The 23196-nt window shown below is 71.2% G+C and carries 24 protein-coding genes and 1 pseudogene; 16 read left to right on the top strand and 9 right to left on the bottom strand.

What is annotated here, in order from left to right; all coding sequences use genetic code 11:
* The first annotated feature begins 31 nt into the window (after positions 1 to 31).
* Together HQQ88_RS13770 and HQQ88_RS13765 are read left to right on the top strand one after the other, a co-directional pair.
* Positions 32 to 355, top strand: coding sequence for a chorismate mutase (locus HQQ88_RS13770; RefSeq protein ID WP_123671988.1), 324 nt, complete (start codon positions 32 to 34; stop codon positions 353 to 355).
* Positions 352 to 1473 carry a beta-propeller fold lactonase family protein gene (locus HQQ88_RS13765; protein ID WP_173169745.1) on the top strand — a complete coding sequence of 374 codons (1122 nt, stop codon included), beginning with the start codon at positions 352 to 354 and terminating at the stop codon, positions 1471 to 1473. Before HQQ88_RS13770 ends, HQQ88_RS13765 begins: the two co-directional genes overlap by 4 nt.
* A gap of 65 nt (positions 1474 to 1538) precedes the next feature.
* On the opposite strand, the gene HQQ88_RS19605 is transcribed toward HQQ88_RS13765, so the two are convergent.
* The 4 genes from HQQ88_RS19605 to purS are packed head-to-tail and all read right to left on the bottom strand — an operon-like array spanning position 1539 to position 5845.
* A complete protein-coding gene (locus HQQ88_RS19605; protein ID WP_173169744.1) occupies positions 1539 to 2459 on the bottom strand; it encodes a 2-hydroxyacid dehydrogenase in 921 nt (306 codons plus the stop codon).
* Positions 2460 to 2475: 16 nt separating this feature from the next.
* Entirely contained in the window at positions 2476 to 4857 is a 2382-nt protein-coding gene (gene purL, locus HQQ88_RS13755; protein ID WP_367917022.1) for a phosphoribosylformylglycinamidine synthase subunit PurL, read from the bottom strand.
* 35 nt (positions 4858 to 4892) lie between these two features.
* Positions 4893 to 5588: a phosphoribosylformylglycinamidine synthase subunit PurQ gene (gene purQ / locus HQQ88_RS13750; RefSeq protein WP_111085606.1), complete on the bottom strand. Its 696-nt coding sequence runs from the start codon at positions 5586 to 5588 to the stop codon at positions 4893 to 4895.
* A gap of 5 nt (positions 5589 to 5593) precedes the next feature.
* The gene (purS, locus tag HQQ88_RS13745) at positions 5594 to 5845 is read right to left on the bottom strand and encodes a phosphoribosylformylglycinamidine synthase subunit PurS (protein ID WP_017886272.1); all 252 of its coding nucleotides are present in this window, start codon (positions 5843 to 5845) and stop codon (positions 5594 to 5596) included.
* Positions 5846 to 6033: 188 nt separating this feature from the next.
* Between purS and HQQ88_RS13740 the strand changes: the two genes are divergently transcribed.
* Positions 6034 to 6648 carry a PadR family transcriptional regulator gene (locus HQQ88_RS13740; RefSeq protein ID WP_111085590.1) on the top strand — a complete coding sequence of 205 codons (615 nt, stop codon included), beginning with the start codon at positions 6034 to 6036 and terminating at the stop codon, positions 6646 to 6648.
* A complete protein-coding gene (locus HQQ88_RS13735; RefSeq protein WP_131921275.1) occupies positions 6645 to 8183 on the top strand; it encodes a DHA2 family efflux MFS transporter permease subunit in 1539 nt (512 codons plus the stop codon). The genes HQQ88_RS13740 and HQQ88_RS13735 overlap by 4 nt, the downstream gene beginning before the upstream one ends.
* A gap of 97 nt (positions 8184 to 8280) precedes the next feature.
* Here the strand turns inward: HQQ88_RS13735 and HQQ88_RS13730 are convergent, their stop codons facing one another.
* Complete coding sequence (locus tag HQQ88_RS13730; RefSeq protein WP_173169986.1) at positions 8281 to 9099, bottom strand: cytochrome c oxidase assembly protein; 819 nt, start codon at positions 9097 to 9099, stop codon at positions 8281 to 8283.
* A 148-nt stretch (positions 9100 to 9247) separates the two neighbouring features.
* Positions 9248 to 10561 carry an acyltransferase gene (locus HQQ88_RS13725; RefSeq protein ID WP_173169743.1) on the bottom strand — a complete coding sequence of 438 codons (1314 nt, stop codon included), beginning with the start codon at positions 10559 to 10561 and terminating at the stop codon, positions 9248 to 9250.
* 169 nt (positions 10562 to 10730) lie between these two features.
* On the opposite strand from HQQ88_RS13725, the pseudogene HQQ88_RS13720 reads away from it, so the two are divergent.
* Both HQQ88_RS13720 and HQQ88_RS13715 read left to right on the top strand, forming a co-directional pair.
* Positions 10731 to 11123 (top strand): annotated as a pseudogene (locus HQQ88_RS13720) (Fur family transcriptional regulator); the annotation flags it as partial.
* A 218-nt stretch (positions 11124 to 11341) separates the two neighbouring features.
* Positions 11342 to 12871, top strand: coding sequence for a catalase (locus HQQ88_RS13715; protein ID WP_173169742.1), 1530 nt, complete (start codon positions 11342 to 11344; stop codon positions 12869 to 12871).
* Positions 12872 to 12970: 99 nt separating this feature from the next.
* Here the strand turns inward: HQQ88_RS13715 and HQQ88_RS13710 are convergent, their stop codons facing one another.
* The gene (locus HQQ88_RS13710; protein ID WP_159573594.1) at positions 12971 to 13537 is read right to left on the bottom strand and encodes a GNAT family N-acetyltransferase; all 567 of its coding nucleotides are present in this window, start codon (positions 13535 to 13537) and stop codon (positions 12971 to 12973) included.
* A gap of 211 nt (positions 13538 to 13748) precedes the next feature.
* Here HQQ88_RS13710 and HQQ88_RS13705 point away from each other — a divergent pair, with 211 nt between their 5' ends.
* The 6 genes from HQQ88_RS13705 (at position 13749) to HQQ88_RS13680 (ending at position 18283) form a co-directional block, all read left to right on the top strand.
* Positions 13749 to 13916, top strand: coding sequence for a hypothetical protein (locus HQQ88_RS13705; protein ID WP_173169741.1), 168 nt, complete (start codon positions 13749 to 13751; stop codon positions 13914 to 13916).
* A gap of 43 nt (positions 13917 to 13959) precedes the next feature.
* The gene (locus HQQ88_RS13700) at positions 13960 to 14523 is read left to right on the top strand and encodes a hypothetical protein (protein WP_173169740.1); all 564 of its coding nucleotides are present in this window, start codon (positions 13960 to 13962) and stop codon (positions 14521 to 14523) included.
* Positions 14523 to 15566, top strand: a complete 1044-nt coding sequence (locus HQQ88_RS13695) for a hypothetical protein (RefSeq protein WP_173169739.1) — start codon at positions 14523 to 14525, stop codon at positions 15564 to 15566. The genes HQQ88_RS13700 and HQQ88_RS13695 overlap by 1 nt, the downstream gene beginning before the upstream one ends.
* A complete protein-coding gene (locus HQQ88_RS13690; RefSeq protein ID WP_173169738.1) occupies positions 15557 to 16159 on the top strand; it encodes an ATP-binding cassette domain-containing protein in 603 nt (200 codons plus the stop codon). The genes HQQ88_RS13695 and HQQ88_RS13690 overlap by 10 nt, the downstream gene beginning before the upstream one ends.
* Positions 16156 to 17247, top strand: coding sequence for a hypothetical protein (locus HQQ88_RS13685; RefSeq protein WP_173169737.1), 1092 nt, complete (start codon positions 16156 to 16158; stop codon positions 17245 to 17247). Before HQQ88_RS13690 ends, HQQ88_RS13685 begins: the two co-directional genes overlap by 4 nt.
* Before the next feature lie 151 nt (positions 17248 to 17398).
* Positions 17399 to 18283 carry a VOC family protein gene (locus HQQ88_RS13680; protein ID WP_216834807.1) on the top strand — a complete coding sequence of 295 codons (885 nt, stop codon included), beginning with the start codon at positions 17399 to 17401 and terminating at the stop codon, positions 18281 to 18283.
* Between the two features lie 156 nt (positions 18284 to 18439).
* Here HQQ88_RS13680 and HQQ88_RS13675 read toward each other — a convergent pair whose 3' ends face one another.
* Positions 18440 to 19225, bottom strand: coding sequence for an SDR family oxidoreductase (locus HQQ88_RS13675; RefSeq protein WP_173169736.1), 786 nt, complete (start codon positions 19223 to 19225; stop codon positions 18440 to 18442).
* Between the two features lie 127 nt (positions 19226 to 19352).
* On the opposite strand from HQQ88_RS13675, the gene HQQ88_RS13670 reads away from it, so the two are divergent.
* The 3 genes from HQQ88_RS13670 (at position 19353) to HQQ88_RS13660 (ending at position 21485) form a co-directional block, all read left to right on the top strand.
* Positions 19353 to 19919 (top strand): hypothetical protein, encoded by a 567-nt coding sequence (locus HQQ88_RS13670; RefSeq protein WP_173169735.1) that lies wholly within the window; start codon positions 19353 to 19355, stop codon positions 19917 to 19919.
* Complete coding sequence (gene lepB, locus HQQ88_RS13665; RefSeq protein ID WP_123293649.1) at positions 19916 to 20536, top strand: signal peptidase I; 621 nt, start codon at positions 19916 to 19918, stop codon at positions 20534 to 20536. Before HQQ88_RS13670 ends, lepB begins: the two co-directional genes overlap by 4 nt.
* 157 nt (positions 20537 to 20693) lie before the next feature.
* Complete coding sequence (locus HQQ88_RS13660) at positions 20694 to 21485, top strand: AraC family transcriptional regulator (RefSeq protein WP_173169734.1); 792 nt, start codon at positions 20694 to 20696, stop codon at positions 21483 to 21485.
* Between the two features lie 12 nt (positions 21486 to 21497).
* Here the strand turns inward: HQQ88_RS13660 and HQQ88_RS13655 are convergent, their stop codons facing one another.
* Complete coding sequence (locus HQQ88_RS13655; RefSeq protein ID WP_123340134.1) at positions 21498 to 21818, bottom strand: hypothetical protein; 321 nt, start codon at positions 21816 to 21818, stop codon at positions 21498 to 21500.
* 151 nt (positions 21819 to 21969) lie between these two features.
* Here HQQ88_RS13655 and HQQ88_RS13650 point away from each other — a divergent pair, with 151 nt between their 5' ends.
* The gene (locus HQQ88_RS13650; RefSeq protein WP_173169733.1) at positions 21970 to 23175 is read left to right on the top strand and encodes a GAF domain-containing SpoIIE family protein phosphatase; all 1206 of its coding nucleotides are present in this window, start codon (positions 21970 to 21972) and stop codon (positions 23173 to 23175) included.
* The last annotated feature ends 21 nt before the right edge of the window (positions 23176 to 23196 follow it).

Below are 23196 nucleotides of genomic sequence, written 5' to 3'. Positions count from 1 at the left end.
TCGGCTGCGCGTCCGCCAGTAGGCTCGGGGCATGAGCGACGACGTCACCCCGCCCGAGCCCGAAGCGACGGCTGTCGCCGAACTCCGGAGCATCCGGCAGAGCATCGACAACATCGACGCCGCCGTCATCCACATGCTCGCCGAGCGCTTCAAGTACACCCAGCGAGTGGGGCACCTGAAGGCCGAATCGGGCATGCCCGCCGCCGACCCGGACCGCGAACAGATCCAGGTCGCACGGCTCCGGAGCCTCGCCGCCGAGGCGCACCTCGACCCCGCCTTCGCCGAGAAGTTCCTCAACTTCATCGTCGCCGAGGTCATCCACCACCACGAGCGCATCGCCGGACGCGACGAATGAGCGTCGACCTGCCGACCCTGCTCGTCGGTTCCTACACCGCCACCGGCGGCGGGAACGCGACCGGCATCTCCCTGGTCGACGGCGGGGCTGCCCGCGCGGGCGCGGGCGCTCGTACGGTCGCGGTCGCTCGTACCGTCGCGGTGCTCGACGATCCCTCGTTCCTCGCTGTGTCGGGCGACCGTGTCTACGCCGTGTCCGAGACGAACGACGGCGGGGTCTCCGCCTTCCGGATGCAGAACGGCGCGCTCGAACACCTGTGGGACGCCTCCGCCGGCGGTGACGCCCCGTGCCACCTGCGGGTCGACCCGTCCGGGGCGCTCATCGTCACCAACTACGTCTCCGGCACCGTCACCGCCGTCTCCCTGGCGGCTGCCGAGTCGTTCTCTGCCTCGGTGCTCGCGAGCGACGGCGTCGTCCTGCCCGCAGACGGCGTGCACGGCCGAACCGACCGGCTCGCCGTCCCCGCCTCGGCCATCGCCGTCGCGACCCTGCCCGCCGCCACCGGCCCGGTGCAGGACCGGCAGGATGCGCCGCACGCGCACCAGTCCGTCGCGACGCCGGACGGCACGGTGCTCGTCGCCGACCTCGGTGGCGACGCGCTGCACGAGTTCCGCGTGACCGTGTCGGCCGACGGCGTCCCCACGTTCGAGCCGCTGCGCGTGCACCACGTGGCGCCCGGCGTCGGCCCGCGGCACCTGGCCTGGTACGCAGGCGACCTGTTCGTCGCCGGTGAGCTCGACGGCGCGGTCCACCGACTCCGCCGCGACGAGTCCGGCTCGCTCGTGACGATCGCCTCGACCCCGACGTTCGAGGGTGCGGTGGGGGAGTCGCTCCTCAGCCACATCGAGGTCGACGACGCCGGACGTGTGATCGTCGCCGTTCGTGGCCGCGACCTGATCGTGGTGCTCGACGCTGCGGACGGTGGGCTCGCGCTCGTCGGGTCCGCGTCGTGCGGGGGTGCCTGGCCGCGGCACTTCGCCCGGGTGCCGGGGTACGTGCTCGTCGCCAACGAGCGGTCGGACGCCATCGCCGTGCTGCCGATCGGTGCCGACGGTGTGCCGGGCGAGGCCGTCGAGCAGATCGCCGTCGGGACCCCGACATGCATCGTCCCGCTCTGACCACCGTTTTGCTGGTGCGCGCCTGACGCCGTCGCGCGCAGACGACGGCGTGTTCCGACTGGTCGCTAGCGCTCGATCAGGTTCTCGAACGGGCGACCCTCGGCCAGCGCGGCGACCTGCCGACGCATCAGTTCGATCGACCGCGGGACGCTCAGGTCGGTGTTGCCCCCGACGTGCGGCGTGAGGACCGTGTTCGGCGTCGTCCACATCGGGTGGCCGTCGGGCAGAGGCTCGGGGTCGGTGACGTCGAGCGCCGCGAACAGCCGCTCGGACTGTAGCTCCGCCACCAGTGCATCGGTGTCGACGACCTTGCCGCGGGCGACGTTCACCACCAGGGCGCCGTCGGGCAGCGCGGCCAGCAGCTCGGCGTCGACCAGCCGCTCGGTCTCGTCCGTCAGCGGCGCGATGAGCACGAGGACGTCCGTCGTCGGTGCCAGCTCCGGCAGCTCGCCGAACGCGTGCACGTGGCGACCGTCCTGGTCGCGAGCCGTACGGGCCACCACGGTGACGTCGGTGCGGAACGCCTCGAACCGGGTGGCGATCGCCGACCCGATCGCGCCGTAGCCGACGACCGTGACCCGGCGGTCGGCCAGGGAACGGGTCTTCCGGGCGTCCCAGACACCGTTGGCGCGATCGGCCTGGAACGCCCCGAGCTCGCGCAGCGAGGTCAGCGCCAGGCCGACGGCGAGCTCGGCGGTCTCGTCGTCGTGGATCCCCCGACCGTTCGCCAGCTGGGCATGACCGGGCACGTGCGGCACCGCGTGCTCGTAGCCGGCGCTCGGCAGCTGCAGGAGCTCGAGCGCCGGCAGGTCGTGCACGAACTGCCAGCGGTGCCGTCCACCGAAGTAGAACGGCAGGAACGTGATGGCGACGTCGTCCGGGCGGCCGTACGGCGCCTCGACGTCCCACACGTCCAGCTCGATGCCGTCCGGCACGGGGCCGAACCGGTCGACGAGCTCCGCGAAGGGCAGGGTGACGATGGGCACGCGGTGTCCGCCGGGCCTAGGAGTCCGTGCGCGGCGAGAACGCACCGTCGGAGTCGAGCGGCCCACGGCCGACGTACCCCTCGGTGACGTCCTCGACGATCACGTCGCCGAAGCGGGCCGGCAGCGTCGCGTTGTGCGTGCCGCGGAGCTCGTCGAGCGTCGCAGTGAACGCACCCTGGACCTCGAGCGCGTTCGACGTGGCGTCGGTCACGCCGATGCGCAGGACCGGGAAGCCCCGACCGTCGCACAGGCCCTGGAAGCGGACGTCGTCCTCGCGCCGGACGGTCACGATGACGCGACCGGTCGACTCGGAGAACAGCGCGGTCGCCGTGTCGACGCCGTCGCGGGACTCGAGCTCGTCGAGGACCACGCGGGCGCCGAGGCCGAAGCGGAGCACCGACTCGGCGAGCGACTGGCCGAGGCCACCGTCCGCCAGGTCGTGCGCACTCGTCAGCAGCTGCTCGCCACTCGCTGCGAAGAGCAGCTCGGCGAGCTCCTTCTCGCGACCGAGGTCCACCGCCGGCGGACGACCGCCGAGGTGTCCGTGCACCGTGCCGGCCCAGGCCGAACCGTCGAGCTCGAGGCTCGTGGTGCCGAGCAGGTAGATGTTGTGGCCGTCGTCCTGCCAGCCCGACGGGACGCGCTTGGCGACGTCGTCGATGACACCGAGCACACCGACGACCGGGGTCGGGTGGATCGGGGTCGAGCCGGTCTGGTTGTAGAACGACACGTTGCCGCCGGTGACCGGGATACCGAGCTCCATGCAGCCGTCGGCCAGTCCCTCGACCGCCTCGGAGAACTGCCACATGACCTCGGGGTTCTCGGGGGAGCCGAAGTTCAGGCAGTCGGTGACCGCGGCTGGGACGGCGCCGGTGACGGCGACGTTCCGGTACGCCTCGGCCAGGGCCAGACGCGCGCCCTGCTTCGGGTCGAGCTGGCAGTAGCGGCCGTTGGCGTCGGTGGCGATGGCGACACCGAGCCCCGTTTCCTCGTCGACGCGGATCATGCCACCGTCGTCGGGGAAGGACAGGGCCGTGTTGCCGAGCACGTAGGTGTCGTACTGGTTCGTGACCCAGTTCTTCGACGCCAGGTTCGGCGAACCGAGCAGGCTGAGGAACTGCGCCTTGAGCGCGGGGCCGTCGGCCGGACGGTCGAGCGAGGCGGCGGTGTCGGCCTGCAGCGCGTCGATCCAGGTCGGGTAGGCGACCGGGCGGTCGTAGACCGGGCCATCGACGGCGACGGTGCGCGGGTCGACGTTGACGATCTCCTGGCCCTGCCAGTCGATGACGAGACGGCCGGTGCCGGTGACCTCGCCCAGGACGCTGGTCTCGACCTCCCACTTGCCGACCACGGCGAGGAACTCGTCGAGCTTGTCGGGGCGGACGACCGCCATCATGCGCTCCTGGCTCTCCGACATCAGGATCTCTTCGGCCGTGAGCGTGGGGTCGCGCAGCAGGACGTCGTCGAGCGAGATGTGCATGCCGCCGTCGCCGTTGCTCGCGAGCTCGGACGTGGCGCAGGAGATGCCCGCGGCGCCGAGGTCCTGGATGCCCTCGACCAGTTCCTTCTGGAACAGCTCGAGGCAGCACTCGATCAGGACCTTCTCGGCGAAGGGGTCACCGACCTGGACGGCGGGACGCTTGGTCGGGCCGCCCTCGGTGAAGGTGTCGGATGCCAGGATCGACGCGCCGCCGATGCCGTCGCCACCGGTGCGGGCACCGAACAGCACGACCTTGTTGCCGGCTCCGGACGCGTTCGCCAGGTGCAGGTCCTCGTGCCGCAGGACGCCGACCGCCAGGGCGTTGACCAGCGGGTTGCCCTGGTACACCGGGTCGAAGTAGGTCTCGCCGCCGATGTTCGGCAGGCCGAGGCAGTTGCCGTAGAACGAGATGCCACCGACGACGCCGTGCACGACGCGTGCGGTGTCCTCGTGGTCGATCGCGCCGAAGCGGAGCTGGTCCATCACGGCGACCGGGCGGGCACCCATCGAGATGATGTCGCGGACGATGCCGCCGACGCCGGTCGCGGCGCCCTGGTACGGCTCGACGTAGGACGGGTGGTTGTGCGACTCGACCTTGAAGGTCACCGCCCAGCCGTTGCCGACGTCGACGACACCGGCGTTCTCGCCCATGCCGACCATCAGGTTCTTCGTCATCTCCGGCGTGACCTTCTTGCCGAACTGACGGAGGTAGTTCTTCGAGGACTTGTAGGAGCAGTGCTCGGACCACATGACGGAGTACATCGCCAGCTCGCCCGAGGTGGGGCGGCGGCCGAGGATCTCCTTGATGCGGGCGTACTCGTCCGGCTTCAGGCCGAGCGCGTCGTACGGCTGGTCCTTGTCGGGAGTCGCCGCGGCATCCTGCACGGTGTCGGGCTTCGGGCGCACGTAAGTCGTCACGGTGTTGTCGTTCCCTGTCACTGGAGTCGCGGCCGTCACTTGACGAGCGTCGACTCGATCACGGAGGTGAAGAAGGTGAGGCCGTCCGTGCCGGAGGCCATGGCAGCGGCGGTGTCCGGGCCGAAGCCGGGCTCGGTCGCGTGCTCGGGGTGCGGCATCAGGCCCACGACGTTGCCGCGCTCGTTCGAGACGCCCGCGATGTCGTCGATCGACCCGTTCGGGTTCACGCCGACGTAGCGGAACACGACCTGGCCGTTGTCCTCGATGCGCTTGATCTCGTCGGCGTCGGCGACGAACCGGCCGTCGGCGTTCTTGAGCGGGATCGTGATCTCCTGCTGCGCGGTGAACCCGGAGGTCCAGGCGGTCGAGGTGGTCTCGACGCGGAGCTTCTGGTCGCGGCGGATGAACTGCTGGTGCGCGTTGCGGGTGTGGGCCCCGGGGACCAGGCGGGCCTCGGCCAGCATCTGGAAACCGTTGCAGATGCCGAGCACGGGCATGCCCTTGCCGGCGGCGTCGATGACCTCGGCCATGATCGGCGCCTTCGCGGCGATCGCTCCGGCGCGCAGGTAGTCGCCGTACGAGAACCCGCCGGGCAGCACGATGGCGTCGACGCCCTGCAGGTCGTGGTCGCCGTGCCAGAGGGCGACGGGGTCGGCACCGGCGAGACGGACCGCGCGCTGGGCGTCACGGTCGTCGAGGGAGCCGGGGAAGGTGATGACGCCGATGCGCATCCGGGTCACTGACCTTCGACGGTCACGGAGACGACGTCCTCGATGACCGCGTTCGAGAAGACGTCGGCGGCGATGTCGCGGACCTCGGCCAGCTTGGCGTCGTCGACGGGGCCGTCGACGGTCACCTCGAAGCGCTTGCCGATGCGGACGTTGGTCAGGTCGGCCTTGCCCAGACGGGCGAGGGCGTTGCCCACCGCCTTGCCCTGGGGGTCGAGGATCTCAGCCTTGGGCATGACCTCGACGACGATCGTTGGCACGTGTTCTCTCCAGCGCTTCAGGGGTGGGGGACGCGACCAGTCTACGGGGCGCGCGCGACACGCCGGGACGGATCCGGGCCTCCTGTGGAGAACGTGCTGTGCGTTTGCTCACCTGTGTTCGACTCCGTATATTCGAAGTCGAATAGTCCAGTCGGAAGACTGCCGCGTCGATCCGCCAGGAGGCCCGCATGGCGTCGCTCACGCCCCTCGCGTTCGCCGCGCTCGACCTGCTGAACGAGGCACCGATGCACCCGTACGAGATGTTCCAGACGATGGTCCACCGGCAGGAGGAGCGGAACGTCAAGGTCCGCCCGGGCACCCTGTACCACCAGGTCGGCCGCCTCGCCGAGCTCGGGTTCGCCGAGGTCGTGGGCACCGACCGCGACGGCAACCGGCCGGAACGCACCACCTACACGATCACCGACGCCGGCCGCGCAGCACTCGCGGACGGCCTCCGCCGCATGGTGGCGGAGCCCGCGGACGAGTACCCGGAGTTCCACCTGGCCCTCTCCGTGCTCGAGAACCTGCCGCACACCGAGGCGGTCGATGCCGTCCGGGCCCGGATCGTCGCACTCGAACAGGAGCGCGACGACTACGACCAGGCGCTCCAGCGCGTGCAGGCCAAGCAGCTGACCGAGCGGTACTGGCTCGACGTGTCGTACGTCCGTGCGATGCTCGCCGCGCAGATCGAGTGGCTCAGCACCACCGTCGACCGCATCGCCAGCGGCGACCTCCCCTGGGACGGCCCGGCCGTCCCCACAGACACTGACTTCCCCACGAACAGCAAGGACACCACTCGATGACCACCGTCACGCCTCCGCGGACGACCGAGAAGAAGCCGTGGCCCGCCCTCTGGGCGCTCGTCGTCGGCTTCTTCATGATCCTCGTCGACTCGACCATCGTGTCGGTCGCCACCCCCACCATCGCCCAGAAGCTCGACGCGGACATCAACTCCGTGATCTGGGTGACGAGCGCGTACCTGCTCGCCTACGCGGTACCGCTGCTCATCACCGGCCGCCTCGGTGACCGCTTCGGCCCGAAGGTCATGTACCAGATCGGCCTCGTGGTCTTCACGCTCGCCAGCCTCTGGTGCGGTCTGGCCGGCTCGATCGAGATGCTCATCGTGGCCCGCGTCGTGCAGGGCCTCGGTGCCGCGATGATGAGCCCGCAGACGATGTCCGTCATCACGCGCATCTTCCCGCCGCAGAACCGCGGTGCCGCGATGGGTCTCTGGGGCGCCGTCGCCGGTGTCGCCTCGCTCGTCGGCCCGATCGTCGGCGGTCTGCTCGTCGACGGCTTCGGCTGGGAGTGGATCTTCTTCGTGAACGTCCCCGTCGGTGTCGTGGCGTTCGTCCTCGCGCAGCGCTTCGTGCCGTCGTTCGACCGCCACGGGCACCGCTTCGACTACCTCGGCATCTTCCTGTCGGCGGCCGGCCTGTTCCTGCTCGTCTTCGGCATCCAGGAAGGCGAGACCTACGACTGGGGCGTCATCGCCGGACCGATCTCGGTGTGGTCGCTCATCATCGTCGGGCTCGTGGTGCTCGCCGGGTTCGTCGTCTGGCAGGGCGTACAGAAGGGTGAGCCGCTGCTGCCCCTCGGCCTGTTCAAGGACCGCAACTTCACCCTGGCCAACGTCGCCATCACGGCCGTCGGTGTCGCGATCGCCTCGTTCGCGCTGCCGATCATGCTCTGGGCGCAGGACGTCCTGCGGTTCTCGCCGACCCAGGCTGCACTGCTCCTCGTGCCGCAGGCCGTGCTGTCCGCCGGCCTCGCCCCACTCGTCGGCAAGAACCTCAACCGGTGGAACCCGCGCTGGGTCGCCGCGTTCGGTCTCGCGTGCTTCTCGGCCGGGCTGTTCTGGTTCGGAGCCCTGCTGTCGTCGAGTGCCGACTGGGGATGGGTGCTCCTGCCGAGCGCGCTCCTCGGCATCGCCAACGCCTGCATGTGGGGTCCGCTGTCCGTCTCGGCGACGCGCAACCTGCCGCCGAAGCTGGCCGGTGCCGGCTCGGGCGTCTACAACACCACGCGCCAGATCGGTGCCGTGCTCGGTTCGGCCGGCATCGCGGCGCTGATGGAGGCCCGGATCACCGCGAACTTCCCGGCCTCGACCGGTGGGACCTCCGCCGGTGGTGCCGAGCAGCAGGTCGGCGGGCTGCCCGGGTTCCTGCTCGAGCCGTTCTCGCGGGCCATGGGTGAGTCGCTGTTCCTTCCGGCGATCGTGCTCATCGCGGCGATCGTGGCGGCGCTGTTCCTGGCGAAGCCGAAGCAGACCGTCGCCTGGCAGCAGACCGGCGGCGTGACCGCCCAGCCCGAGGCCGCCGGAGCCCCGTCGAAGTAGGAACGCGCACAGTTCGTGAGCAGAAATGGTCGGGTCGCCTGCGGGCACCCGACCATTTCTGCTCACCATGTGCCGCCCGCCCGCCCCGCCCGCGCGCTCAACCCCGGCGCTGCAGGTGCTCCCGCGTCAACTCGTCGATCTGCTCGTCGGTCAGGGCGTCGACGGCGCGGGCCTCGCGGCGATCGGTCCGCTGCCACCGGATGAACAGCGAGATGAGCACGGGGATGTCCGCCACCTCGGCGATGAACCACAGCAGGTCGCCCGCCAGGTGCTGATCGCGCAGCGGGGACGGGAACCACGGCTGCCCCACGGCCTGCACCACCGACCCGTCGAGCACGTGGTTCGTGATCCGGAGCACGATGCCCGGTACCGCGTCGATCATCAGCTCCACGAAGGCGAGCAGGAACTCCGCGGTGACGAACGTCGACGACCGCAGCACCCCGGGTTCCGACAGCGGAGCGAGCAACCCGAACCCGAGCATCGGGACCGTCACCGTGATCACGACGGCCCAGACGGACGATTCGCGCAGGGTCGCCGCGAACGGTGTCAGCAACAGGCCGAACAGGACGAGGGCGACGAGCGGCGCGACGATCGCGTTGCCGAGCAGGCGCACTGGACGCGACCGCATGGCGGCGTCGGCGGCGTGCGCGAGGTGATCCGGGCCTCCTGTCCGGAGCAACGAGACGGGCGCACCGAGCGCGGCGAAGGTGGGGACCGCGAAGAAGAGCAGGGCGGACCGCAGCACGAACGCCCACCGCAGCTGCTGGTCGTACACGCCGACGATGCCGAACTGCAGGATCCCGAACAGCACCAGTGCGGCGACGAACGCGAGGGTGCGCCACCAGGGCCAGCGTGCGCCGCGACGTGCGGCGGCGACGACCCACCAGCCGTAGGCGACCGCGGCGATGGCGATCATCACCGCGGACAGGGGATCGAACCGCCAGGTGCTCCAGAACTCGGGTGTCGACGGCGTCGGGTGCCTCCAGGGGATCGGCCTGCCGCCATCCTCTGCCCGGCGCGTGTGGCGGTGCAGGTCGGAGTGGCCCCGAACGGTGAGAACCGTTTCAGATCCGGGTGACGCCCCGGGCCGGCGTGGTCCGCGAGAGCAACCACACCCCGATCGGCACGGCCACGGCGCCGATGACCGCGATCCCGAACGACAGGTGCAGCTGCATCACCAGGAACGCCGGACCGATCGTGCAGAGCGCAGCGACAGCGACGACCGGCCAGGACGGGCGGTCCGCCGAGGGCAGCAGCCGGGGGAGCGGGCGGTCGAACCAACGGAGCGCGCGAGCAACCCCGAGCGCGACGACGAGCACCGCGACCAGCGCGATCAGCCGGGACGCCCACCACCCACCCGAGCCCGGCGACGGGAACGGCACCCCGACCAACAGGGCGACCCCGTTCAGCGCGATGAACAGCGGCAGGTGCCACAGGTAGATGGTCATGCCGTCCCGACCGAGCACGAACACGGCTCCGAGCGCGGCCCTGGTGCGCATCAGGCGACTGAGCGGGGCGTGCACGAGCTGGACCAGGCAGGCCTGCGCGATCGCGAGGAACGCCAGCGGGAGCATCGGCGGGTTGAGGTCCTGCAGCATGTCCGGTGCCCACAAGCCGATCGAGGTCATCGGGACGAGCAGGGCGTAGGCGACGACCGCCACCGCGAGCAGGAGCGCCTTCGACCGCCGTGCGAACCACCCGTCGGCCCAGAGGAACCCGAGCTGCTGCGCGAAGAGCCACACCGGCCCGAGGTTGAGCAGTCCGACCTCGGCGACCCCGGTGGCCAGGCGGATCGCGTCGACCGCTCCGGCGAGCAGCAGCAGGACGCCGAGGGCGGCCCATGGTGCCCGCTCGTGCAGGTGCATCATCAGCGGCACGCAGCACTGCGTGATGCCGTACGCGGCGAGGAACCAGAGCGGTGAGCCGATGCCGAACGCGACCTCGGCGAGGAGGTCCGGCGGGGTGCCGACGGCCGTGGCCACACCGAGCCCGAGCGCGAGGAACACGAACAGCGGGACCGCGGGCCGGAACAGGCGCACGAGGCGGGTGGCCAGGTAGTCGCGAGCAGGGCTCGGCGCACCGCGCGCGACGGTGCTGCGCCAGCCGACTGCGCTCGCGAAGCCGCCGACCACGAAGAAGAGGGGCATCACCTGCCCGACCCAGGTGGCGGCGACGTACCACGGGAGTTCCTGCAGGGGGCTCGTCACCCGCACTCCCTGGTCGTCGGACGCGACGCCGACCATCGTGACGTGCACGATGACGACGAGGACGACGCAGGCCGTCCGGATGAGGTCGACGACCAGGTCCCGCTTCGCGATGATCCCCCGGACGTCCGGTGCGCTGTTCGCCTGTTCAGACAGGCCGTGGCTCGTGGACATGTCGGGACGTTAGCGTGCAGACCGATCGTTCCAGCGTCCCTCCAGGTGATCGCCGCCAGATCGTGACACGTCGCATACCGGTCGCGGAATGTGTTCCGACGGGTACGCGCCACGACGGCTCGTGTACAGTGAACGTGTTGTCTTGATTCCTGCAAAAGAAAGGCTCAGCATGGACGCCGACGCCGATCTGCTCCGCACCTCGGGCCTCCGGGTCACGACGCCGCGCCTCGCGGTGCTGCGGGCCACCGAATCGATGCCGCACGCCACCGCCGACGACATCGTCACGGCGCTCACGGCAGAGCTCCCGACGACCAGTCACCAGGCCGTGTACGGCGTGCTCGCGGCGCTGACCGGCGTCGGACTCGTTCGACGCATCGAGCCGGCCGGCAGCCCCGCGCGGTACGAGCGACGGACCGGGGACAACCACCACCACATCGTCTGCACGCTGTGCGGCGCGATCGAAGACGTCGACTGCGCTGTCGGGCACTCGCCCTGCCTGACCCCGTCGGACGCGCACGGCTTCGCCGTCACCACCGCCGAGGTCACCTACTGGGGCATCTGCGAGCGGTGCGCCGCGGCCGAGCGCGACGACGCGGGCGATGACGCAGCCAGCGACGCAGGCGCAAGCGCAATCGACGCAGGCGCAGGCGCAATCGACGCAGGCGCAGGCGCAAGCGCAAGCGCAGACGTGCCCGACGCAGCCGCGCCCGACGCCCCGCGCGTCCCCTGAACCACCCGAGCACCCCTGACCGAACCAACCGTTCCACCCAAGGAGGAACCGTGTCCGACCAGAACACGACGCCCGGCCAGCCGGCCGGCACCCCCACGACGACCACCAACTCCGGCGCTCCCGTCTCGAGCGACGAGCACTCGATGGGCGTCGGGGCCGACGGCCCCCTCGCGCTGCACGACCACTACCTGGTCGAGAAGCTCGCCCAGTTCAACCGCGAGCGCGTGCCGGAGCGCGTCGTCCACGCGAAGGGCGGCGGCGCCTTCGGTACCTTCACCGTCACGCAGGACGTCAGCAAGTACACCCGCGCCGCATTCCTGCAGCCGGGCCAGCAGACCGAGATGCTCACGCGCTTCTCGTCCGTCGCCGGTGAGCAGGGTTCGCCCGACACGTGGCGCGACCCCCGCGGCTTCGCGCTGAAGTTCTACACGTCCGAGGGCAACTACGACCTCGTCGGCAACAACACCCCCGTCTTCTTCATCCGCGACGGCATCAAGTTCCCCGACTTCATCCGCTCGCAGAAGCGCCTGCCCGGCTCGCACCTGCGCGACCACGACATGCAGTGGGACTTCTGGACCCTGTCGCCCGAGTCCGCGCACCAGGTCACCTGGCTGATGGGCGACCGCGGCTTGCCCGCGTCGTGGCGTGAGATGGACGGCTTCGGCTCGCACACGTACCAGTGGATCAACGCCGAGGGCGAGCGCTTCTGGGTGAAGTACCACTTCATCACCGAGCAGGGCCACAAGACCCTGACGCAGGAGGACGCCGACCGCATCGCCGGTGAAGACGCGGACTTCCACATCCGTGATCTGCGCGCCGCGATCGAGCGTGGCGACTTCCCACGCTGGACCCTCAAGGTGCAGGTCATGCCCTACGAGGACGCCGCGACCTACCGCTTCAACCCGTTCGACCTGACGAAGGTGTGGCCGCACGCGGACTACCCGCTCATCGAGGTCGGCACGATGGAGCTCAACCGCAACCCGGCGAACTACTTCGCCGAGATCGAGCAGGCGACCTTCGCCCCGTCGAACTTCGTGCCCGGCATCGCGGCGAGCCCCGACAAGATGCTCCTGGCGCGCATCTTCAGCTACGCGGACGCACACCGCTACCGCGTCGGCACCAACCACGCGCAGCTGCCGGTGAACGCCCCGAAGAACGAGGTGCACTCGTACTCGAAGGACGGCGCGATGCGTTTCGACTTCCAGAAGTCCGAGGTGCCCGTGTACGCGCCGAACTCGCTCGGTGGTGCACACGCCGACCCGACCGCGACCGACGACGTGCCCGGCTGGGAGTCGGACGGCGCGCTGCAGCGTTCCGCCGCGACCCTGCACCCGGAGGACGACGACTTCGGCCAGGCCGGCACGATGGTCCGAGAGGTCCTCGACGACGCCGCCCGTGAGCGCCTGGTCGGCAACATCGCCGGGCACGTCTCGAAGGTGACGCGCGACGACCTGCGCGAGCGCGTGTTCGCGTACTGGACGAACGTCGACGCCGACCTGGGTGCGCGCGTGCGCGCCGCGGTCGTGCCGAGCGCGCCGGGTTCGAACGAGGACCCGGAGACGGTGGCGGTCGAGGCGTAGTCCGGTGGACGCGGGGGCGTGAGCCCCGGTCCACCACCTGACTGACGGGAGGCACGGTGCCAGCTGGCACCGTGCCTCCCGTCCGTCTGTCGTTGCGTTCTAGACCTCTTGCCCGTTCAGCCAGATCGGGCCGGCCGGCCAGTCCTCCAGGGCTGCGGCCACCGGCCGCACCATCCAGCCGCCCTGCTCGGTGTTCGTGATGCCAGCGCCCTCGGCGGTGAACGCCGAGAAGGTGCCGACGACCTCGGGGAACTCGTGCCAGCCGAGCTTCGCGTAGAAGGGGATGCGGTTCTCGCCCGCGCCGAGGAAGCCGTACGGCACCGCGAGCCCGTCGAGCACGGCGTGCGTGCGCTCCATGAGTTCCCGGCCCTTGCCCGATCCCTGCAGCCGTGGCGACACGGCGACGAGGCCGGTGTCTCCGACCAGGACGTCGCGCCCGCCGACCGTGATGAACATGCGGCGGATCCCGACGTGCGCCAGGACGACGCCGTCCTGGTCGCGGGCGAGGACCCGGCGTTCGGGCTGCATGCCGGACCAGCTGCGGCCGCCCACGTACCAGTGGGACCAGTCCGGGAACGCCTGCGCGAGCAGTGCTGCGATCGCTTCGTGGTCCGGGAGCGAGAGGGAGCTCTCCTCGACCACCTCCCACCGGATGTCATCAGTCACGCGTCCATCCTGCACGGATGTGCTGGTGGCCGTTGCGTTCTCGTACTGACCGGTAATACGTTAACGGTGACATCAGGGCGATGTCGCGATGAAAGGGGAGATCGATGTCGATCAAGAACGTCGTACTGGGTGCGGTCGTGCTGGGGAGCGTCGTGGGCGGCGGGATCGCAGTCGACACCGTGACGGCGCCGGAGGCGAGTGCTGGCGGAAGGTGACGCAGAGCATGGGCTTCAACGAGTCGGGGTGTGGTCGCGCTCAGCACTTCAACCGGCTGAAGAGCGGGACGATGAAGTGGGGGAACGTGGTCGGTGGCAACAAGTGGTCCTACGAGGCTGCCTGCTGGACCAACATCGCCCAGTACGGCATGGTCCGGGCCTGACGCGGTGGTTCGGAACCGTGCTCGGGGAGCTACGGTCGTCGTGGTGATCGGCGCCACGGCACTCGCTGGCTGCGCCTCCGCAGATGCTGCGCCCCGGGTCGTCGATCCGTCAGGCTTCTCCGCGGCCGGGCCGTGGGCGGATGAGTTCGCGGAATCAGCCGCCGACACCAGCCCGTACCAGCGGCAGATCCTCTCGGACGGAACGATCTCGGCGCGGGAGGTCGCAGATGCCCAGTCCCGCATGAGCGCATGCATGCGGGATCTCGGCTACGACTACACGACAGCAGAGGACGGCACGTCCGAAGCGTCACCGCTCCCGGGGCGGAAGGCTGAAGACGCAACGGCCATCAACGATTCGAAGTCGAAGTGCGCGAAGGACTTCGACAGCGACGTGACGTACCTCTTCAACGAAGTCCGGCGGAACCCGGAGAAGCAGGACGAGGCAGAGATCACCGTCGCGTGCCTCCGTGCCGTGAGACTCGTCGACGACACGTACACCGAACGTGAATGGCGCACCCAGAACGACGACGGGAACTTCTCCTTCTCGCCGTGGGACCCCGCAGCCGTACAGTGTCGACTGGACCCGCTCGGGCTCTGGCGGCAGTGATGCGCTTCCCGTCTGCCGCGCTCCTGGCGCTCGGGGCGATGGTGGTCGCGGCGGCGACGGCCGCCGCCATCGTGGTCGCTGTGCCGGCCGAGGTCCCGGCTGCACTCCGGACGGCGGCCCCCACGAGCACCGTCCGGGTGACCGAGCGCACCGATGCCGATGAACGACAGGTGCAGCTCGCACTCGACACCGGTGCCCCACGGGCGGTCGTGACGTCGCGGACCGGCACGGTGACGACGTCGACGTGCTCGACCGGGGCACCCGTGCGGAGCGGGGACGTCCTCGCGCGGGTCGACGGGCGGCCGGTGATCGCGCTCGCCAGTGACGAGCCGCTGTGGCGCGACCTCGAGCTCGGCGACCGCGGGGCCGACGTCACGGGGCTGCAGCGGGAGCTCACGCGCCTCGGTGCCGGACTGAGCATCGACGGCGTCCTCGGCCCGGGCACGCTCCGAGCTGCGCACCAGTTCCTGGTCGACCGAGGTGTCGACCGCGACGACCTGCCCGACGACGTCGTGCCGCGTGACCCGTTCGCATGGGTGCCAGCCGCCGAGAACGCCGTCCTGGCGTGCGTGGCCGTCGTCGGGGCGGCGGTCGACGCCGACGGTGTCCTCGTCGAACTCCCGGCCGAACTCCGCGGTGCGCGCATCGAGGCGCTCCCGGTTGATCCGGCGCCGGGGGAGCGCGTGCTGCGGATCGGGAACGCCGACGTCCCGATCGACGCCGCCGGGGTGGTCTCGTCGCCGACGTCCCTCGCCGCGATCACCGCCCTGCCGGAGTACGCGGCGACGGTCGCTTCGGCGGACGGCGTACCGACGGTGGCCGTGACGTGGACGCTCAGTCGCCCGCGGACCGTCCAGGTGGTGCCACCGACGGCTCTTTGGGACCTCGAGGGCGACCGGGCGTGCGTGCAACCGACGACGGGGCGGCCGCTCCGGGTCGAGGTCCTCGGGTCGGAACTCGGGCAGTCGTTCGTCCGGGTGCCCGGCGGACGAACGCTCGACCGGATCCGTGCCGCGCCGGACCGGTCCAGCTCGTGTCGGTGACGCTCGAGGGCGTCGGGCACGTCTGGCCGAACGGCACCGTGCTGTTCGACCGCGTCGACCGCACCTTCGCCGAGGGGAGCGTGACCGCGGTCGTCGGGCCGAGTGGCTCCGGTAAGTCCACGCTGCTCGCGATCCTCGCCGGGATGCTCCGTCCGACGCGCGGTGCCGCCGTCCGTCCGCCGGGCTGTCGGCCGCTCTGGGTCTTCCAGAACCCGTACGGGGTGGCCCGCCGCCGCGTGCTCGACCACGTCGCGCTGCCGTTCGTCGCCCAGGGTGCGGATCGTCGGACCGCGGACGTCCGGGCGCTCGAGGTCCTCGAGCGCTTCGGGCTCGGTTCGCGGGCGCACGCGCGGTTCGCCGAACTGTCCGGTGGCGAGGCGCAACGCCTGATGCTCGCGCGCGCCATCGCGAGTGCGCCGGGTCTGATGCTGGTCGACGAGCCGACGGCGCAACTCGACCGGGCGACCGCGATCGAGGTGAACCGTGGGATCGGTGCGCTCGCCGCGTCGGGGACGGTCGTCGTCGTCGCCACGCACGACGACGCGACCCGTGACGCCTGCGACGGAGTGCTCGACCTCGGGCGGTACCGATGAGCCCCCGCCGGATGCAGGTGACCGAGGTCTGGCGGGAGGCGTGGCGCGACATCGCCTCCGGAGCCTCGTGGGCAGCCGTGACCGCTGTCGTCCTCGCGGTGCTGCTCAGCGGTGTCGTGGGCCTGCGCGCAGGTGCGGTCGCCGATGACGTCCGGGCGGCTGCGGTGTTCGTCGCGAGCGGTGCGGCGACGACCGTCCAGCGGGCCGAGGGCCGGATCGACGGCCGCGTGTGCGATGCCCTCGCGGATACCGAAGGGGTCATCGCGTCTGGCGCGTTCCGTCGCCTCGATGCCGGGGTCGTCCCCGCCGCGCTGCCGGGCTCGGCGATCCCGACCTACGAGGTGACCGCCGGGGTGCGTGGCCTGCTCGGCGGCTCCGCTGCCGACGGGGCCGCGGGAGTGATCATCTCGCCCACGGTGCACGAGACCCTGGGGCTTGCTGCCGGCGATCGCCTCGTGAGGGTGGGCGGCGCGGGCACCGGAGTCGCCGGTGTGTACGACCACCCCGACGACGGCCGAGACCCCGACCTGGAGTACGCGGTCCTCGCGCCGACGGTGGACGACGGGTCGCCGTTCGACGCCTGCTGGGCGACGGTGTGGCCGCAGGGCGACGACACGGTCTCGATGCTCCGGCGCACCGTCCTGACAGCGAGCGGGGCCGAGGGCGAAGTCCGACCCACCGCCGGGCAGCTCAACCCGACGCTGGGCGCGGTCTTCACCCCCGGGGCGCGGCAGCCAGTGCTCGTCCCGTTCGGTGCAGCGGCCCTCGTGGGGCTGACGATCGGCGCGGCAGCGGTCGCACGGCGCCGGCTCGCCCTGGCCTCCGACCGGCACGTCGGGGTGCCGCGGAGCGCGCAGGTCCTCGGGATCGTCCTGCAGCACCTGGTCTGGGGATCGGTCGGGGCCCTGGTCGCGACGAGCGTCGCGGTGGCGTCGGTGCGTGGCCTCGACGTCGACGACGCACTGCCGATCGTGCGCGAGGCGATCGCGATCGCGTCCCTCGGGCTCGTGGGTGCGCTGCTCGGTGGGGCGCTCGCCGCGGCCGCGATCCGCGAGCGCGCGCTGCACCGCTACTTCCGCTCCCGCTGACCGCAGCCGGGTGCTGCGCCACTTCAGTTCGCGCTGAGCGACACATCTCGGGCGCCGGGACGCGAGAAGTGTCGCCCACCACGAAACTCGCCGCGACCACCGATGAACCCATTTGGTTGACGCGTCAACCAAATGGGCGCACACTGGTGCCATGCACACGCAGGACCTCCTCGCCGCCGACACCGGGATGGGTGCCGTCACCCTCCGCGTCGCGAACCTCGACCGGATGATCGGTTACTACCGCGATGGCGTCCAGCTCGCGCTGCTCTCGAACGAGGGCGGCGTCGCCGTGCTGGGGCGACCGGGCGCCGGTGGCCTGGCGGTCCCGATCGTGATCCTCGAGCACGCGCCGTCGATGCAGCACGCCGGCCCGCACGACGCCGGCCTGTTCCACACCGCGATCCTGTTCGACACGAGGGCCGACCTGGCTGCCGCGCTCTACTCGGTCGCGACGAAGTTCCCGCAGACCTTCACCGGCAGCGCCGATCACCTGGTGAGCAACGCGTTCTACTTCACCGATCCCGAGGGCAACGGCGTCGAGCTGTACTGGGACCGCGACCGCACGGAGTGGTCGTGGACGCACGGCATGGTCGACATGGACACGAAGTACGTCGACCCGAACGCGTTCCTGCAGGAGCACCTGACGGCCGACGCGGTGGAGTCCGCGCCGAACGCGCCGGGTCGGGTCGGCCACGTGCACCTGTCGGTCGGCGACGTCGCCAGCGCGAAGGACTTCTACGTCGACAAGCTCGGCTTCGCGACGACGGCCGGGTGGGGCGAGGCCCTGTTCGTCAGCGCTGGCGGCTACCACCACCACATGGCGATGAACACCTGGAACTCCCGCGGGGCCGGGCGCCGCCAGCTCGCGCTCGGGCTGGGCCTCGTGCGGATCGAAGTGCCTGGGTCGGACGACCTCGGTGCCCTCGTCGCACGCATGCACGACACCGGGGTGCAGACCGCCGACGACGGCCGGACGGTCGCGTTCGAGGACCCGTGGGCGAACCGCATCGAGGTGACCGCGCCCGGTCGCGGCTGACGCGGTTCGCCGCAGGGCAGCCGAGACTCGGGCTGCGCGACACTTCTCGCGCCCGCAAGCACGAGATGTGTCGCTGACCCCGAGACTCGGCGCCGGCCGTCGGCCGCCGACTGCCGGCCGCCCGGCCGCCCGGCCGTCCGGCTGCCGCCGCCCGGGTCACGCGCGGTTCGAGATCCCGCCGTCCGACGTCAGCAGCTGCCCGTTCACCCAGCGCCCCTGCTCCGAGCAGAGGAACCCGACGAGCGCAGCGGTGTCCGACGGTCGTCCGAGTCGGCCGAGCGGCGTGCCCTCGACCGCCCAGCGCTTGACGTCGTCGGACATCCACCCGGTGTCGTTCGGGCCGGGGTTCACGACGTTCGCGCTGACGCCGAGGTTGCCGAGCTCCTTCGCGGCACCGAACACGAGTCGGTCGAGCGCCCCCTTCGACGCCCCGTAGGGCAGGTTGTACGCGATGTGGTCGCTCGTCAGCGCGATGATCCGCCGGCGGTCCCGCGGTGCGGCGTCGCCAGCACGTTCGAGTGCGGCCGCGTACGCCTGCACGAGCAGGAACGGCGCGCGGGCGTTGACCGCGAAGTGCCGGTCCCACGACTCGACCGTCGTGGTCCGGACGTCCGAGTCGACCGATTCGCAGTGCGACATCACCAGCGCGGTGACGGGGGCGCCCGCCTCGGTCTCGGCGCGGCCGACCAGGGCGGCCGCCTGGTCCGGGTCCTCCAGGTCGACCGGGAGGCGCGTCACGCGTGCACCCACCGACTCGCACTCCTGCACGACGGACTCGACCCCGTCGGGATCCGCCCCACCGCTCACGCGGTCGTCGTACGGGCCCCACCACGAGATGGCCAGGTCCCAGCCGTCGGTCGCCAGACGGGTGGCGAGCGCCGCGCCGATGCCGGCTCTGCGGCCCACGCCGGTCACCAGGGCGAGTGGTCGTGCGGACGTCATACGGGCCTCCTGTCCGGTGCGCCGTCGCACCGATCGCCACCCAGTCTGCCGGAACCGGCCACGCGCGTGGCCATCGCACTCGGTGTCCTGTCGGCGAGGACCGGCACGCGAGGGCCAAGATGGACGGATGCCACGCACACGACCACCGCTCGGACGCGGACGCGGACCCCGCGGCGGTCGTCCGGACCCGCGCGACCTGCCGATCGAGCACGTCCGCGACCGGATGTCGTCCTACATCTACGGCAACATCACGGTGCTCGCTGCCGCGATCGCCGTCGACCCGGCCGCCATCCACCACGGGTCGGCGATCTGGGCCGTCCTGGCGACCGCGGTCCTGACCTACCTGGCGCACGTGCTCGCGCACCTGGTGGCGCACGGCCTCGGCGGCGACGACTCCCAGACGGACGACGCCCGGCGCGAATCGGTCCTGACGATCATGCGGAACGCGAACCCGATCGCGACGTCCGGGCTCATCCCTGCAGTGCTGTACGCGGTGGCGTGGGTCGGGTGGATCCCGACGGGGTGGGCGCAGACGGCCGCCCTGGTCATCCTGGTCGTGCGCATCGGCATGGTCGGCGTCTTCATGCAGCGGTTCAGCGGCAAGCGGCCCACGTTCCTCGGGCTCTGGGGCGGCATCGTGCTGGCCGCCGTGGCGTTCGTGATCGGTCTCGTGAAGGTGGTGTTGACGCATTGAGCGCCACCGAGTCCGAGCCGAAGCCGAAGCGGGCCGGCTGGAAGTTCCTCCGCGACCTCGTCGTCATCGTCGTCGTGGCGCTGCTGGCGTCGTTCCTGGTGAAGACCTACCTGGTCCGGTCCTTCTACATCCCGTCCGCGTCGATGGAGAACACGCTGCTCATCGGCGACCGCGTGCTCGTCAACGAGCTCGTCCCCGGCGCCGTGCCGCTGCAGCGTGGTGACGTCGTCGTGTTCCAGGACCCGGGCGGCTGGCTCGGCACCGGGCAGGGCGACGACCTGATCAAGCGCGTGATCGGCCTGCCCGGCGACACCGTCTCGTGCTGCGGCACCGGCGGACACCTGTCGGTGAACGGCCACCCGGTCGACGAACCCTACGTGGTGCCCGAGATCGGGTCGGACCGGGTCTCCGGCACCGACTTCGACATCACCGTGCCGAAGGGGCGCATCTGGGTGATGGGCGACAACCGGTACAACTCGGCGGACTCCCGCGTGCACGGCACGGTGCCGGTCGACGACGTGGTCGGTCGTGCGTTCATCACCACGTGGCCGGTGTCACGGTGGACGGTGCTCTCGCGGTACGCCGACGAGTGGGACCAGGTGCCGGACCCGTCCTGAGCGGTCCGGGGCGGACCGGGGCGGTCGTTGCCCGCCCCGGTCGTCCGGTGCGGTAGCGTTCCGATTCCCGTGCCGGACCGTCCGCAGCGGGGTGAGCGGAGGCACTGTTCCGATGGACGCTGTGCCCTTCGATGCTGTGCCCATCAACGCTGCGCCCATGGACTACGTGACCGGGGGTGACGCGGAGCTGTCGATCCGGCGCATCGGGACGCACGGACACCGCTCCGGCACGATCGGCCCCCGACCGGACCACGTGGTCTTCTGGCTCGCCGACGGCCGTGCCCGCCTGACCGCGGACGATGGCTCGAGCTGGGACGTCGGCGCCGAACGCCCGATGATGCTCTCCGCCTCGGTGGCGTACGGCTTCGACACCGACGCCACGGCGATGACCCTGCTGCACCTGTCGCCGGCGTTGCTGGGCGGCGGCGGTCCAGCGGCCGAGTTCCGGCAACCGGACGCCGCCGACCCTCGGATCGAACCCCTCCGAGCACTGCTCCGCGACGTCTCCGGTCGCGTCCTCGACCCCGCGCTGCCGGTCGACGAGCGAGCCGCCCTGAACCGACGCATCGCGACGGTCGTGCTGTCGACCTTCTCGCCGTCACGGTCCGACGTCGAGCACCGGATGCGTCGTGCGATCCGCTTCGTGCACGACCAGGCCGACCAGCCGCTCTCGGTGGCCGACATCGCGGACTCGTGCGGCCTGAGCGAGCGCGGCGTGCAGGACCTCTTCCGCCGGCGGCTCGCGGTGACGCCGATGCAGTACCTGCGCGAGGTCCGACTCGACCGGGTCCACCTCGAACTCGGCCGATCGCGTTCGGGCGGGCTGCTGGTGAGCGACGTCGCCCGGCGCTGGCAGTTCACGCACCTCGGTCGCTTCGCCGCCCACTACCGTGCACGCTTCGGCGAGCAGCCGCACGAGACGATCGCGCGGGGTCCCGGCGCGGTCTGAACCGAGCCGCGCTCAGCAGCCCGTCGTCGTCAGCGTGACCGTCGCGACGGCGTCGTTCGTCACCGTCGTCGTCTGCGGGCACAGCGAGCCCGCGCGGACCGTCACCTTGCCGAGCGGGACGCCCGCGAAGTCCGCGGTGCCTCCGGGGAACACCCGCTGGTGCTCGGAGAGCTTGCCCGTCGACGCGAAGACCTTGACCTCGTACGGGTGGTCGGCGGCGTTGTCCGACACGGTGACCGAGACCTGGCCGGTCGAGTCATGGGCGCCGCACCCCGCGAGCGTCACCAGAGCCGCCGCAGCGAGGGCGACAGCGGGCAGGACACGGCGGGACACGCGTCCAGGGTAGTCCGGCACCGGGCCGCGCCGGGTCGCGCCGATCCAGGGTCGACCGCCGAGCGCTCGGCGAGCCTGCCCCGCGGACTGGGGTGGTGCGTCCTCCGTAGTGGGGACAGGACCTGTCCGGTTGGCGCGTTAGCGTGGGTGCATGCACTCGGAGACAGCGACGACCGTCCCAGTCACCGGCGCGCCCGACGCCGTGCGCCGAGCAGCGCTGCTCGCCGCACTCGACGTGGTCGAGGGTGGCGCCGAAGAACGCTTCGACCGGATCACCCGCATCGCGCGTGAAGCCCTCGGCGTCTCCGGCTCCTTCCTGAACCTGGCGGGCGAGACCTCGCTGACCATCAAGTCCCAGCAGAGCGACAGCTACTTCGGACCGGTCATCCCGCTGCAGGACACCTTCTGCGGGCGCACGCTGGGGGAGCGCGGCGCCGTGCTCGTGCCGGATGCGCGCATCGACGCCCGCTACTCCGACATGCCGATGGTCGTCGGCGACCCGAACGTGCGCTTCTACGCCGGGGTCCCGCTGCGGCTCGGCGACGACGACGTCAAGGTCGGCACGCTCTGCCTCATCGACCCGGAACCGCGGACCCTCGACGCCGACGAGGTCGCCCTGCTCCAGGAGCTCGGTGTCTGGGCCGAGCGGGAACTGGCAGCCGGCGCCGACGAGGACCGCCTGCGGTCCGTGCTCGCGGGGCTCGAACCCGGCACGGTCGACGTGCCCGGCTACCGGATCGCGGGGCTGTCGGTGCCGCACGGCGTCGTCTCCGGCGACTTCCACGACTGGCACCGTTCCGGCGACGACGCCGTGCACCTGACCGTGGCGGACGTCATGGGCAAGGGCATGTCGGCTGGGCTGCTCGCCGCGAACATCCGCGGCGCACTGCTCGCCCGCGGCGACCTGGCACCCGACGTCGCCGTCGCCGAGCTCGAGGCACAGGTCGCACCCGACCTCAGCCGCGCCGAGTCGTTCGCGACGATGTTCCACGGCCGCCTCACCCCCTCGACCGGCCGGATCGACTTCACCGACGCCGGACACGGGCTCGTCCTGCAGCTCCGCGACGACGGCGCCGAGCGCATCCTGCGGTCGTCGGACCTGCCGATCGGGCTGCACCCCGCGGGCATCGAACGTGCCTCCGGCTCGCTCGTCATGCGTCCGGGTGACGTGGTCATCGTGGTCAGCGACGGCGCGCTCGAGCTGTGGGACTCCACGCTCGCGTCGCTGTCGCAGCTCGGGGAGCTCTACCGCGGCTCGCCGGACATCACGACGTTCCTGCAGCGGGTGCGGTCACGTGCGGTCGACCACGACCCGGGCGACGACCTGACCGTCGTCGTCGTCGCGCGCGACCTCTGACGACGTGCCGTCGGCAGGTCG

The sequence above is a fragment of the Curtobacterium sp. VKM Ac-2861 genome, from assembly GCF_013204965.1.
GTDB lineage: Bacteria > Actinomycetota > Actinomycetes > Actinomycetales > Microbacteriaceae > Curtobacterium.
Note: the sequence above shows the minus strand (reverse complement) of the source record. Positions and strands in the feature narration are given on the sequence as shown.